This window comes from Symbiopectobacterium purcellii, assembly GCF_019797845.1.
Taxonomy (GTDB): domain Bacteria; phylum Pseudomonadota; class Gammaproteobacteria; order Enterobacterales; family Enterobacteriaceae; genus Symbiopectobacterium; species Symbiopectobacterium purcellii.
The window spans coordinates 4,929,730-4,942,431 of the sequence record NZ_CP081864.1 but is presented as its reverse complement, the minus strand read 5'-3'; the positions used below and the strand labels follow the sequence as shown (position 1 = coordinate 4,942,431).

Below are 12,702 nucleotides of genomic sequence, written 5' to 3'. Positions count from 1 at the left end.
GGCGGACTCCACTCGAACAAGATTAAAATAGAAAAGAATCAGATACGTTATTTAGTGTAATTCATGATTATGACCCGGAAGCTGCAATGGCAGTCCCCTGGGTGCACCGCGCATCTGATGATGTCCATGCGGTTGCCGAGACGATCCCGAAGAAGGATCGTTCACGGGACGGCGGATCATAACCTAATCCTCGGCAGAGATCTTCCCTTTCCGCACAGTTTCGATCCTTTTTATCCACAGGCTATTCTTATCATTCATGGCCGCCACGTGCCGCACAACGATGACGCAGGCTTGTATCATGCGGACACCTAGCATAACTGAATCAGCATTCACGCTGGAGTGACAGCGATCATGATCCCGCATTAAGGATCGTGTCAGGATCCTTGCGATTTAATGTAGAGTACGTATAATCCTCAGCCCGACGCGTTGATGCTCTTCTGTGCTATTTTAGACAGAAAATTCCCCAAATTTATTGCGGAAAGGGCTCCATAGGCGTGTGATGCCAATTGACTCGGGACTGTACAATTATTACAATCCCGCCTCTTTATCTTTGATGTATGCGATTGAGGCGTCGGTCAGTGTTCACGCCGGAGCGCCAAACGCGTTTACTGTGAAGTCAATTATCCAAGTTTAGGTAGAAATCGCCATGAAACGCACTTTCCAACCGTCCGTATTGAAGCGTAACCGTAGCCACGGTTTCCGTGCTCGTATGGCCACTAAAAATGGTCGTCAGGTTCTGGCCCGCCGTCGTGCAAAAGGCCGTACTCGTCTGACTGTTTCTAAGTAATAAAAGCTAACCCTCCTAGTGGTTAAGCTCGCTTTTCCCAGGGAGTTACGTTTGTTAACTCCCAGCCATTTCACTTTCGTCTTCCAGCAGCCGCATCAGGCTGGCACGCCGCAAATCACCATCCTCGGCCGCCTGAATTCGCTGGGGCATCCTCGCATCGGTCTTACTGTCGCTAAAAAGCATGTCAAACGGGCGCATGAACGCAATCGGATTAAACGTCTGACGCGGGAAAGCTTTCGTTTACATCAACATACCCTACCTGCGATGGATTTTGTGGTGATCGCCAAAAAAGGGGTAGCCGACCTGGATAATCGCGCGTTGACGGAAGCATTGGAAAAATTATGGCAACGGCACTGTCGCTTGGCTCGCGCCTCCTGATCGGGCTGATACGCGGTTATCAGCTCGTTATAAGTCCGTTGTTAGGGCCTCATTGCCGTTTTCGCCCAACCTGTTCACAATACGGCATTGAGGCGATACGCAGGTTCGGCATGATAAAAGGCAGTTGGTTGACGCTTAAACGCGTATTAAAATGCCACCCTTTGAACCCTGGTGGTGATGATCCCGTACCGCCAAAACCCGACAATAACAGAGAACATTAACGATGGATTCGCAACGCAATCTTCTCCTCATCGCTCTGCTATTCGTAAGCTTTCTGATCTGGCAGACGTGGGAGACGGACAAAAATCCGCCTGCCGCTTCAACGCAAGCCATCCAGCAAGCGACGAACGCAGTCAACGGTGATACCGCCAGCCAGGGCGTGCCTAACAGCGGTCAGGGTAAACTGATCACGGTGAAAACCGACGTACTGTCGTTGACTATCAATACGCGCGGCGGCGATATCGAACAAGCCAATCTGCTGGCGTTCCCTGACAAACTGCACTCTGCTACGCCATTCCTGCTGCTGGAAACCACGCCGGAATTTGTGTATCAGGCACAGAGTGGATTGACGGGTAAACACGGTCCGGATAACCCGGCGAACGGCGCACGTCCGCTGTTTACTGCTGCACAGGATCACTTTGAACTGGCTGACGGACAGGACGCACTGACCATTCCGTTGACCTACACCAACGCTGACGGCGTGACCTTCACCAAAACGTTCGTGCTTAAACGTGGCAACTATGCGCTGAACGTGAACTACAACGTGAACAACACCAGCGCGCAACCGTTGGAGTTGACGCTGTTTGGTCAGTTGAAACAGTCTATTGACCTGCCGAAACACCGCGACACTGGCAGCAATAACTTTGCACTTCATACCTATCGTGGCGCCGCGTTCTCCTCCAGCGACGATAAGTACAAGAAATACAGCTTCAGCGACATGAAAGAAAACCTGAACGTCACCACTGAGGGTGGCTGGGTTGCCATGTTGCAGCAGTATTTTGCTACCGCATGGATCCCGACCACCGCGGGTGCCAACACCTTCTATACCTCACAGTTGGGTAACGGTTTGGCTGCCATTGGCTTTAAAGCCACACCGGTAACAGTTGACGCTGGCGCCCAGAAAGACATCAGCGCAGTACTGTGGGTTGGCCCGGAAATTCAGGACAAGATGGCGGCGATTGCACCGCATCTGGACCTGTCAGTGGATTACGGTTGGTTGTGGTTTATCTCCCAGCCGCTGTTCAAGCTGCTGAAATTCCTGCACGGCTTCATCGGTAACTGGGGCTTCTCCATCATCGCCATCACCTTTATCGTGCGCGGTATCATGTACCCGCTGACTAAGGCGCAGTACACCTCGATGGCGAAAATGCGTATGCTGCAACCGAAAATGCAAGCCATGCGCGAGCGTATCGGTGATGACAAGCAGCGCATGAGCCAAGAGATGATGGCGCTGTACAAAGCGGAGAAAGTGAACCCGCTGGGCGGCTGCTTCCCGCTGCTGATCCAGATGCCTATCTTCCTGGCGTTGTACTACATGCTGATGAGCTCGGTTGAGCTGCGCCATGCGCCGTTCATCCTGTGGATCACTGACCTGTCTGCACAAGACCCGTTCTACATCCTGCCGATCCTGATGGGTATCACGATGTTCTTCATTCAGAAGATGTCGCCGACCACAGTGACCGACCCGATGCAGCAGAAGATCATGACCTACATGCCGGTTATCTTTACCGTGTTCTTCCTGTGGTTCCCGTCAGGTCTGGTGCTGTACTATATCGTTAGCAACCTGGTCACCATTATCCAGCAGCAGTTGATTTACCGTGGGCTGGAGAAGAAAGGCCTGCACAGCCGCGACAAGAAAGAGAAGAAATAAGCGGACTGCACCAGTCTGAGAATAAGGCGGCTATGGGCCGCCTTATTTTTTTGTTTAATTGCCACAGAGAAGCCATCATGAGCCATACCGATACCATCGTAGCCCAAGCCACGCCCCCCGGACGCGGCGGCGTAGGTATTTTGCGCGTGTCCGGCCAGCAGGCCGCCGACGTGGCGCGTGCCGTACTGGGTAAATTACCCAAACCGCGCCATGCGGATTATCTGCCGTTTCGCGATGCCGACGGTAGCGCGCTGGATCAGGGTATTGCCATATGGTTTCCTGGCCCCAACTCCTTCACCGGCGAGGATGTGCTGGAACTGCAAGGGCACGGTGGCCCGGTTATCCTTGATTTGCTGATGCAGCGCATTCTGGCACTGCCCGGCCTGCGCATTGCGCGCCCCGGCGAGTTCTCCGAGCGTGCGTTTCTCAATGACAAACTCGATCTGGCACAGGCCGAAGCTATCGCAGACCTGATCGATGCCAGCTCTGAGCAAGCGGCACGATCTGCGCTGAATACCCTGCAAGGCGCCTTCTCTACCCGCATTCACCGTCTGGTGGAGGCGCTGATTCACCTGCGCATCTATGTCGAGGCGGCCATTGATTTCCCTGATGAAGAGATCGATTTCCTCTCTGACGGCAAGATTGAAGCGGAACTCAACGGCGTGATGGCCGATCTGGCGGATGTTCAGGCCGAAGCGCATCAAGGCAGTCTGCTGCGTGAAGGCACGAAGGTAGTGATTGCAGGTCGCCCCAATGCGGGGAAATCGAGCCTGCTCAACGCACTGGCCGGGCGTGAGGCGGCAATCGTGACCGCTATCGCGGGTACCACGCGCGACGTGCTGCGCGAACATATCCATATCGACGGCATGCCGCTGCATATCATCGACACCGCCGGGCTGCGCGATGCCAGCGACGAAGTGGAGCGCATCGGCATTGAACGCGCCTGGCAAGAGATTGAACAGGCGGACCGCGTACTGTTTATGGTCGATAGCACCACCACTGACGCCACATCGCCTGCTGAAATTTGGCCGGAGTTTATGGCACGCCTGCCCGCCACACTGCCGATTACCGTGGTGCGCAATAAAGCCGACATTACGGGCGAGCAACAAGGCATTGAAGAGGTAAACACTTACTCACTGATTCGCCTGTCCGCCAAAACCGGTGATGGCGTCGATATCCTGCGTAACCATCTAAAACAGAGCATGGGCTTTACCAGCAACACCGAAGGGGGCTTCCTGGCACGCCGCCGCCACCTGCAAGCGCTGGAAACCGCCGCACAGCATCTGGAACAGGGCAAAGAACAGTTAGTGAGCGCTTACGCAGGTGAACTGCTGGCAGAAGAGCTGCGGCTGGCACAACAGGCACTGAGTGAGATCACCGGGGAATTTACTTCCGATGACTTGTTGGGGCGGATTTTCTCGAGTTTTTGTATTGGCAAGTAGTCGCCCTAGACGCTATAGACGTTAATCTCATCATTACCGGCTATAGCGTATAATAAAAATCTGCAATATGAGGCCAACGCCATGATGAACGTTTCCTACCTCAGCCTAAAAAACCGAGCATCTACATGCTAAAAGTGATTGCTGAAGATTTTATCCAGCCAGAGGCGATTGAAATCGTCCTCCCGCTGTATCGAGAGTTGGTTGAGGCCACCAAGAGAGAGCCGCTGTGCATTGCCTACGATTTGTATGTCGACGAGAAAGACATCGGGCACTTTATCTTCATCGAAGAGTGGCCAGACCGTGCGGCGCTGGATGAGCACTGCGCCAGCGAACACTTCAAACGCCTGGTGCCGATGATCGATCAGTACAAGCGAAAAGAGGCGACCTATATATTGATGGGCGCTTTTGATGAAAATAATGACACGCGGCTATTTAACCAATAGCAATCAAGAATGAACGTCAGGCCAGTATCAGCAGGAGCTTGATCGGTGCAAAACAAGGTCATACGCGACGCTGGCATCACTGCCAAGGGCGTTCAGGCCTACTGCAATATTCCCACCACCCCCGAAAGAACAAGCTCCACCTGACTCTCCTTGAGCCGTGCTTTCAACGCCGCAGGCGGCATTTCATCAGTAAACAGCGCGGCGGCTTGCGTGATATTGCCGATATCCACCGCTGCCGAAACGTGATACTTGGTGTGATCGGCGGCGCAATGCTCGGCCTGCTGCATATCGTCGGCTGTGGGGTAGTACCAATGCACGTCAAACCCCACTGCCGATAAATATATCACGCCCTGTAATCCCTGCTCTCAAGATATTTGAGTGACACTTGCAAGGTGATCAGTCGGTAATTGATCTTTCCTATTCTATCATCATCGCCTTTGAGTTGAGCCTCCATGTCGTTTACAAAAGCGTTGGTGATATCCAGATCGAAAAGACCGTACTCAAGCAGAGTGAGTTTAATGTCCGGGTTTTTCTCTAAAAAAAAGCAGCTATAATCCATAACCTCATCCCCACCGTAGTTATCTTTTATCTTGGTATCCGGGAATTGTCTTGCAAACTCAATGTCATTATCGGCGGCGAATTTTTTAACAATAGCGCTGTAGTTTTCAACCAAAGGCAACTGATTAACTGACAACTCAGACAGTGATTGCCAATTATTGGGTGTGTCGAAGCTGTAAATATCGACCTTGTCGATTGAAAATGTGTACCGTGTCCCATTCATGCCCAGCGGTTGTGCATTTACTTTAAAAAGATTTCTGTATGCGGGTAATGCTAACGCTTTGAGCTTCTCAAAATTATAAAAACGATAATAGACTGTGCCACCGAGTTTGGCGGCAGGATACTCATTAATGTTTTCATAAAGAGAATCAATAACGTCTTTTTTCGGCGAAATTCTGAAAAGATCGAGAAATCGTTGCCATAAATTCAACGCCGTTGCTTTTTTTTTATCGTCATACTGTACTAAATTCGTCATATTGCAATGGTGTAATTTCCTTCCCCCTGCAAGTTCTATTTCCATCTTGCGATTCCTCCCTCTGTGTTTATTAATGACATCGCCTAGCGTAGGCCACGTATTCGAAACAACAGCACAATGCCGTTTCAACCCGTCATACACGCATCATTCCCTGAGCGGGGATTTTTTTTACCCGTAATACCGTGAAGCGCTTGATCGCAGAGGCACTTGATTATCTAATCAATACCCTAAGCGCTACGGGGTTGGCACTACAACACAGGAATCAACGCATGAAAAAGCTACGCGTGGGCATCATTTTTGGCGGTAAATCCGCTGAGCACGAGGTCTCGTTACAATCGGCCAAGAATATTATTGATGCCATTGATAAAGCCAAGTTTGATGTGACACTGCTTGGTATCGACAAGCAGGGGGCGTGGCATATCAACGATGCGTCTAACTACCTGCTGAATGCCGAGAACCCCGCGCTGATCGCGTTGAACCGCTCCAACAAAAGCGTAGCGCTGATCCCCGGCCAAACACAGCAGCAAGTGATCGAAAGCCAGAATGCCCACGCCCTTACCCAGTTGGATGTTATTTTTCCTATCGTGCACGGCACGCTGGGGGAAGACGGTTCACTGCAAGGCTTGCTGAGAATGGCCAATATTCCGTTTGTTGGCAGCAGCGTACTGGGCTCCGCGGTCAGCATGGATAAAGACGTCACCAAACGTCTACTGCGTGATGCAGGCTTGCTGGTAGCACCGTTTGTTACCCTGAATCGCGCCAATCGCCAACATCACAGCTTCACCAGCGTCAGTCGCGCGCTCGGGCTACCACTGTTTATCAAGCCAGCCAATCAGGGCTCGTCTGTCGGCGTGAGCAAAGTTCGTAACGAAGCAGAATTTCAGCAAGCCGTGGAGCTGGCTTTCCAGTTCGATCACAAGGTGCTGGTGGAAGCGGCAATTGTTGGCAGAGAAATTGAGTGTGCGGTGCTGGGTAACGATCACCCGAAGGCCAGCGTCTGTGGCGAAATTGTGCTGAGCGACGAGTTTTACTCTTACGATACCAAATACATCAACGAACAAGGTGCGCTGGTGCGAGCGCCTGCGGATCTTACGCCTGACATTAACGAAAAAATCCAACATATTGCCTTGCAAGCTTTCCAGGCGCTGGAATGTCAGGGCATGGCGCGTGTCGACGTTTTCCTCACGCCGGACGATGACGTGATTATCAATGAAGTGAATACGCTGCCCGGCTTCACCAACATCAGCATGTATCCAAAACTGTGGCAGGCCAGCGGCCTAAGCTATACCGACCTCATTACGGCATTAATCGAGTTAGCGTTAGAGCGACAGGAAAGCGATCGCGCTCTGGCAAGTTCTGTTCGATAATTCAACACGGCGATTCGTGTTATCGTCAGGCTGTGAAGGTATTTCATTCACAGCCTGGTTGCGGTGTGATGTGATTTTTATCACTGTCGGGAAAAGGCATGTTTTGCATGCCTGCGTTACATCGCATCCCCTTCCAAAGGGTATTCCATTCTCAATGACCCAGCGATGGTTGTAAGGGCAAATCCTCGTCGATTATCTTCAACAGGGATAGTTTTATCCATATCATATTTAATTTCATCCATGACATCGATATTGATAATGCCTCGTTCTAACAGTGTTTTTTTCACTTCACCATGGTTATTTAAAAAAAAGCGACTGTAATTAATTAACTCATCCGAACTGTAATTATCCGTAATCCTAGTCTTTTTATATTCATTTAAAAAATTGATTTCATTGTCTTTAACATAACCATAGACAATCTTCTCATAATTATCGATCAACGGCATTGAATTACATTCTAGTTTGTAAAGGTCGTCCCACCCCTTAACAGACACAGTGGTTATTTCCACATTATCGATTAAAAAAACATATTTATTCTCATCGCCATTTATTTCAGCAACACGCGTGGTAAACAAATGTCTATCATCAGGATCGGCCATATGTCTTAATTGTTCAAAATGATAAAACGCATTTTTTCCGCTATTATCATGACTGCGGCCATCACCATGAATAAGATTAAAGAAAGTATCAATAACTTCACTTTTCTTGCACTTTCTGAACAGATCACAAAACTTGTCCCACAAATTTAAATGGGTCGCTTTATCCTTTTCATTATGCTTTATTAAATTAGCATAGTTTTTAATACTTAACCGTTTTTCACCCAACAGATTAATAGCCATTTTGCACCTTTGAATAAGATTCTGAGTTTTTTCTATTTTGTATTTTTTTATCAAAAAAACTACTAACAATCGGCTTTAGGTGAAGGGGGGTTCCTGAGAACAAACAGATAAGTAACGTGGAGCGCAACCACCGCGCTCCACGTAGGGTGACAATGCCTTCAGGCATTATCGCTCGTGCAGAAAATCACTTACAGGCCATCTTTACCATATTGCAGCGAACGTGGGCCATACAGCACACCGCGCGGCGTGCCCGCGGAGAGCAGGCGCACGCTGGTGATACCCGCAATATCGTGCCCTTTGTCAGACACCGTGCTGGCGATCTGTTCTATCGCCGCCTGCACCAGCGCACCAAGGACGCCATTGGAGTTGGATTGCTGCTCGCTGCTGGAAGCCGTGGCAACGCCGTTCCAAATCTGCTTGCCGGTTTTCAAATCCACCAGCTTTGCTTCCGCCGTTACACGGGTTTCGCTGCTAAGCACCATGTACTTGGAGCCGTAATCTTTAACATCCAAATAAAGCGCAGCATCAGCCCCGAAAATCTGGCGCAGCTTATCGATGCTAACAGCATGAATATCCTGCGCTGTGGTCATGCCGTTTTGCTTGAAGGTTTCATCCACTACCGCCACCGGCAACACATAATATCCCGCTTCCGCCAGCGGATAGGTCACCTGTGTCAACATGCTGGGACCCGCTTTAATATCCGGGGAGTGGTTGAGCGGCGGCAGCACCAGAATAGATTTCGGCCGACTTTGCTTAAACGCGGTGTAATCATACGGTGCCGGCTTGGCACAACCGGTCAGGACCAAAGCGAATGCCAGTCCGAGAAATCCCAACAAACGCGTCATTTGGCCACTCCTTTATTTTTGCTCAACAGAAAATCCATGTACGGCGCAGATTCTGGAAATTGCGCTTTTTCCGTTTCGAACTGTTGACGAGCTTCCGTGCCCCGCCCGGTATTGGCGTAGAGTAAGCCAAGCTGAGCGTGTAAGCCGGGCGGAACCGGTTTATTTTTCGCTTTGGCCTTTTCCAGCGCCAGATTCAGCGCGGTGATCTGTTCTTCAGGGCTGGTTTTGTCCTGTTGATAATATTGATACAGCGTCGGTTGATAATTATCCCAGCTGTAAATCGTTTTGGGTTCTGTGGCACAACCTGCCAACACCGCTGCCGCCAGCAGCAGTGCGCCTTTTTTTCCATAAGACATACGTAGCAATCCCTATGCTGTTAGTTGCTGGGGCGCCATGCGCCGCTCTCAATCCCTGACACCAGGTTGTTCACTGCTTCACGAATAGCAAGATCCAGCACTTTGCCATTCAGGGTGGAGTCATAGCTTGCCGTGCCGCCAAAGCCGATAATTTCACGGTTGGAGAGCGTGTATTACCCCGCCCCTTGCACCGAGTACACCACTTCTGACGTTTGCACATTGACCACGTTCAACGTGGTTTTGGCGTAGGCAACCTGGGTTTTTCCGCGGCCGAGAATGCCCCACAATTGGTGATCGCCTACTTCTTTGCGCCCAAATTCGGTCACATCACCGGTGATGACATAACTCGCGCCTTTGAGTTTCTGCTGCTGACCTTTGATACCCGCTTCGGCCTTGATCTCTTCCATGTTGGTACGATCCAACACGTTGAAGCGACCGGTCTGCTGAAGGTGGCTCACCAGAATGGTTTTTGATTGATTTCCCAGGCGGTCAACGCCATCAGAGAAAATACCGTTCATGTAGTTCGAGCGGTTTTCAAATTTTCCGACAGATATTGGGCTGCGAACGCCCTGATAGGCTGTTTGGTAGGAGGTAACTTTAGGTGTCTCTACGCTGCGTGAAGACTCTGTTGCACATCCACTTAATAATGCCGCGGATACCAATAGAGAACCCAGGATGATTTTTTTGTTCATGGACCAATCCCTTATCAATATTCTTTTGTGATCTCGATAGACCATTTCCGTGGAAATTACATAAATATCGAATAAATTCATTATGTTAAATGTAATTTATTCGCGCCATTACAATATGATGAATGTAAAGACCTGTCACTAGCTGTTTTTCTTAATTTTAATAACAAAAAACGCCAAAACCCCAACAACACCAAGGTTATCGTTTATTATTTCGTCATTTTTTGGCACATTATGCTGAATAATCAAGGTTACCTTAAGTAAAACACCGTAACGTAACCCACTGAGACAACACACTATTTTGTTTTCACTTCCTTCAACGCGTCTCCCCTCATTAACCCTCTATTTACATGTCCTACATCAAGATTACAGACAGAGGGAGCCAGTAGGATGAAAGACAGTAAATGGGGGGAAGTTGTATTTTTTCTTGTGTTTTCTCCTGCAAGTACGAGACCCGTGCCAACCCCTTCCAAACCGCTTTCTGGGTGACCAGACAAAAAATCGAACGTTAACAATCAGAGAGTAACGCCTCGCCGATGATCTTTGCGCATCCGGCGCGGGAAATGTACGCGGCAAACACGCTGCGGGACGTTTGTCGTCACCACTCTGGGTTCTTTTTTATCGGCTAGATGTGTCAGGGAGAGGTTATGAATCGCTTTGTTATTGCTAACGCTCAAGATTGCATGGGCTGTAAAGCCTGTGAAATCGCCTGTGTCATTTCACACAACGACAACCAGTATCCTGCGAGTGCGGACGCGTTTTTACCCCGCATCAAGGCCTTCAACACGCCGGAACTGCGTTCAGCGGTAACCTGCCGCCATTGTGAAGATGCGCCCTGCGCCAGCGTGTGCCCCACTCAGGCGTTGGTGCGCAAAGACAACAGCATCCAACTGTTAAAAGATAAATGCATCGGTTGTAAAACCTGTGTGCTTGCCTGCCCGTTTGGCGCGATGTCGATGGTTGCAGAACCCACCAGCCCAGCCTCACTGGCGCATAAATGCGACCTGTGTATCGGCCGCCCCGAAGGCCAGGCGTGCGTGGCAGCCTGCCCGACGCAAGCGCTCACGCTGGTGAGCGAACAGACGCTGGAGGCGAAGCGGAAAGCCAAGCAACAGGCAATGGCGCAGCGCTCTGCCACCCACTGGCAGCGTGCTACGCCGATCATGCCGACCAAAAGCGTCAATCCACTTAAACAGCGCCAAAACTGGCCGCGCGTTGAGGCGAAGAAAAAGCCCATTGAACTGCGCAAAACCACGTTTGACGAAATTTACCACGGCTTCTCCGCTGAGCAGACGCAAGATCAGGCAAGCCGCTGCCTTTCCTGTGGCAACCATTCCATTTGTGAATGGACCTGCCCGCTGCACAACAGTATCCCGCACTGGATCAGTCTGGCGAAGCAGGGCCGCATACTGGAAGCGGTAGAACTTTCACACCAAACCAGCAGCCTGCCGGAGATCTGCGGTCGGGTATGCCCGCAGGATCGCTTGTGCGAAGGTGCCTGCACGCTGGGTAAAGAGTTCGGTGCGGTTACCGTCGGCAATATCGAGCGTTACATCACGGACAGCGCCATGGCGATGGGCTGGAAACCAGACATGAGCGGCGTTACCCCCACGGGTAAACGCGCGGCGATTATCGGTGCCGGGCCTGCGGGTTTAGCCTGTGCGGACGTACTGGCACGCAACGGCGTTGAGGTTACCGTGTTCGATCGTCACCCTGAGATTGGTGGCCTGCTGACCTTTGGTATTCCACCCTTCAAGCTGGACAAAAAAGTACTGACCCATCGCCGCCACCTGTTTAGCGAAATGGGCATTCACTTCCAGCTCAATACCGAAGTCGGGAAAGATATCGCGCTGTCGCACATCATGGAGGAATACGAAACCCTGTTCCTCGGCGTCGGCACGTACCGTTCGATGAAAGCGGGTCTGGAAAATGAGGACGCGCCCGGCGTTTACGATGCCTTGCCGTTCCTGATTGCCAACACCAAACGGGTCATGGGCTTACCCGATCTGGAAGAAGAACCCTATATTTCGATGGAAGGAAAGCGCGTGGTGGTGCTTGGCGGTGGTGACACGGCGATGGACTGCCTGCGGACCTCATTGCGTCAGGGTGCGGCATCAGTAACCTGCGCCTATCGCCGCGATGAATCCAACATGCCGGGATCGAAAAAAGAGGTGAAAAACTCGCGCGAAGAGGGTGCGGAATTTATGTTTAACGTCCAGCCGCAAAAGATTTGTCTGGATGAGCAGGGCAACGTCTGCGGCATTAGCCTGGTCAGAACCGAGATGGGCGAGGCCGATGCCAGTAAATGTATTGGCTGCCGCACCTGTGAAATCGCCTGTGCCGTCGCCCATGCGGGCGGCGCTGATGCCACCATCGACAAAGCGCGTTTCTTCCCGCGCCTGAAAGTTATCAAAGGTGCGCAGGTGAGCGTGCCGGTATTGTGCCGCCAATGCGAAAATGCCCCCTGCGCCAGCGTGTGTCCTCATGATGCGCTGGTGCGCCATCACGACAGCATTCAGGTCATTCAATCTCGTTGCATTGGTTGTAAAAGTTGCGTTATTGCCTGTCCTTTCGGTGCTATTGACGTGGTGGTGGTGTCGCAAGGCGCTGCGGCAAAAAGCGAGGTGCACAAGTGCGATCTCTGCGTCGATGT

General features: G+C 51.0%; 11 protein-coding genes and 3 pseudogenes. 8 read left to right on the top strand and 6 right to left on the bottom strand.

The window, feature by feature from the left end; genetic code table 11:
* The first annotated feature begins 646 nt into the window (after window positions 1-646).
* From rpmH to K6K13_RS22980, 6 genes are all read left to right on the top strand, one after another.
* Complete coding sequence (rpmH, locus tag K6K13_RS23005; protein ID WP_004093983.1) at window positions 647-787, top strand: 50S ribosomal protein L34; 141 nt, start codon at window positions 647-649, stop codon at window positions 785-787.
* A gap of 18 nt (window positions 788-805) precedes the next feature.
* Window positions 806-1,165, top strand: a complete 360-nt coding sequence (gene rnpA, locus K6K13_RS23000) for a ribonuclease P protein component (protein ID WP_222159002.1) — start codon at window positions 806-808, stop codon at window positions 1,163-1,165.
* Complete coding sequence (gene yidD, locus K6K13_RS22995) at window positions 1,129-1,386, top strand: membrane protein insertion efficiency factor YidD (RefSeq protein ID WP_222159001.1); 258 nt, start codon at window positions 1,129-1,131, stop codon at window positions 1,384-1,386. The genes rnpA and yidD overlap by 37 nt, the downstream gene beginning before the upstream one ends.
* A gap of 2 nt (window positions 1,387-1,388) precedes the next feature.
* Window positions 1,389-3,035 (top strand): membrane protein insertase YidC, encoded by a 1,647-nt coding sequence (gene yidC / locus K6K13_RS22990; protein ID WP_222159000.1) that lies wholly within the window; start codon window positions 1,389-1,391, stop codon window positions 3,033-3,035.
* 77 nt (window positions 3,036-3,112) lie between these two features.
* The gene (mnmE, locus tag K6K13_RS22985; protein ID WP_222158999.1) at window positions 3,113-4,477 is read left to right on the top strand and encodes a tRNA uridine-5-carboxymethylaminomethyl(34) synthesis GTPase MnmE; all 1,365 of its coding nucleotides are present in this window, start codon (window positions 3,113-3,115) and stop codon (window positions 4,475-4,477) included.
* 125 nt (window positions 4,478-4,602) lie between these two features.
* Window positions 4,603-4,920, top strand: coding sequence for a putative quinol monooxygenase (locus tag K6K13_RS22980; protein ID WP_222158998.1), 318 nt, complete (start codon window positions 4,603-4,605; stop codon window positions 4,918-4,920).
* Window positions 4,921-5,018: 98 nt separating this feature from the next.
* On the opposite strand, the pseudogene K6K13_RS22975 reads toward K6K13_RS22980, so the two are convergent.
* Together K6K13_RS22975 and K6K13_RS22970 are read right to left on the bottom strand one after the other, a co-directional pair.
* Window positions 5,019-5,183, bottom strand: a pseudogene (locus tag K6K13_RS22975) (hypothetical protein); the annotation flags it as partial.
* 80 nt (window positions 5,184-5,263) lie between these two features.
* Complete coding sequence (locus K6K13_RS22970) at window positions 5,264-5,998, bottom strand: T3SS effector SopD family protein (RefSeq protein ID WP_222158997.1); 735 nt, start codon at window positions 5,996-5,998, stop codon at window positions 5,264-5,266.
* A gap of 224 nt (window positions 5,999-6,222) precedes the next feature.
* Here K6K13_RS22970 and ddlA point away from each other — a divergent pair, with 224 nt between their 5' ends.
* On the top strand, window positions 6,223-7,320 hold the full coding sequence (gene ddlA / locus K6K13_RS22965) for a D-alanine--D-alanine ligase (protein WP_222158996.1): 1,098 nt from the start codon (window positions 6,223-6,225) through the stop codon (window positions 7,318-7,320).
* Window positions 7,321-7,436: 116 nt separating this feature from the next.
* Here ddlA and K6K13_RS22960 read toward each other — a convergent pair whose 3' ends face one another.
* The 4 genes and pseudogenes from K6K13_RS22960 to K6K13_RS22945 form a co-directional block, all read right to left on the bottom strand.
* A complete protein-coding gene (locus K6K13_RS22960; RefSeq protein ID WP_222158995.1) occupies window positions 7,437-8,159 on the bottom strand; it encodes a T3SS effector SopD family protein in 723 nt (240 codons plus the stop codon).
* A gap of 188 nt (window positions 8,160-8,347) precedes the next feature.
* Window positions 8,348-9,004 carry a DUF799 domain-containing protein gene (locus K6K13_RS22955; protein WP_222158994.1) on the bottom strand — a complete coding sequence of 219 codons (657 nt, stop codon included), beginning with the start codon at window positions 9,002-9,004 and terminating at the stop codon, window positions 8,348-8,350.
* Window positions 9,001-9,360, bottom strand: coding sequence for a DUF4810 domain-containing protein (locus K6K13_RS22950; RefSeq protein WP_222158993.1), 360 nt, complete (start codon window positions 9,358-9,360; stop codon window positions 9,001-9,003). The genes K6K13_RS22955 and K6K13_RS22950 overlap by 4 nt, the downstream gene beginning before the upstream one ends.
* A gap of 20 nt (window positions 9,361-9,380) precedes the next feature.
* Window positions 9,381-10,052: pseudogene (locus K6K13_RS22945) on the bottom strand (CsgG/HfaB family protein).
* Window positions 10,053-10,696: 644 nt separating this feature from the next.
* Here K6K13_RS22945 and aegA point away from each other — a divergent pair.
* Window positions 10,697-12,697: pseudogene (gene aegA, locus K6K13_RS22940) on the top strand (formate-dependent uric acid utilization protein AegA); the annotation flags it as partial.
* Window positions 12,698-12,702 lie beyond the last annotated feature (5 nt).

Coding starts and splice junctions, on each gene's coding strand:
- K6K13_RS22960 (WP_222158995.1), bottom strand. CDS start 8,159: ATGGCTATTAATCTGTTGGGTGAAAAACGGTTAAGTATTAAAAACTAT.
- yidC (WP_222159000.1), top strand. CDS start 1,389: ATGGATTCGCAACGCAATCTTCTCCTCATCGCTCTGCTATTCGTAAGC.
- K6K13_RS22980 (WP_222158998.1), top strand. CDS start 4,603: ATGCTAAAAGTGATTGCTGAAGATTTTATCCAGCCAGAGGCGATTGAA.
- K6K13_RS22950 (WP_222158993.1), bottom strand. CDS start 9,360: ATGTCTTATGGAAAAAAAGGCGCACTGCTGCTGGCGGCAGCGGTGTTG.
- K6K13_RS22970 (WP_222158997.1), bottom strand. CDS start 5,998: ATGGAAATAGAACTTGCAGGGGGAAGGAAATTACACCATTGCAATATG.
- mnmE (WP_222158999.1), top strand. CDS start 3,113: ATGAGCCATACCGATACCATCGTAGCCCAAGCCACGCCCCCCGGACGC.
- rpmH (WP_004093983.1), top strand. CDS start 647: ATGAAACGCACTTTCCAACCGTCCGTATTGAAGCGTAACCGTAGCCAC.
- yidD (WP_222159001.1), top strand. CDS start 1,129: ATGGCAACGGCACTGTCGCTTGGCTCGCGCCTCCTGATCGGGCTGATA.
- K6K13_RS22955 (WP_222158994.1), bottom strand. CDS start 9,004: ATGACGCGTTTGTTGGGATTTCTCGGACTGGCATTCGCTTTGGTCCTG.
- ddlA (WP_222158996.1), top strand. CDS start 6,223: ATGAAAAAGCTACGCGTGGGCATCATTTTTGGCGGTAAATCCGCTGAG.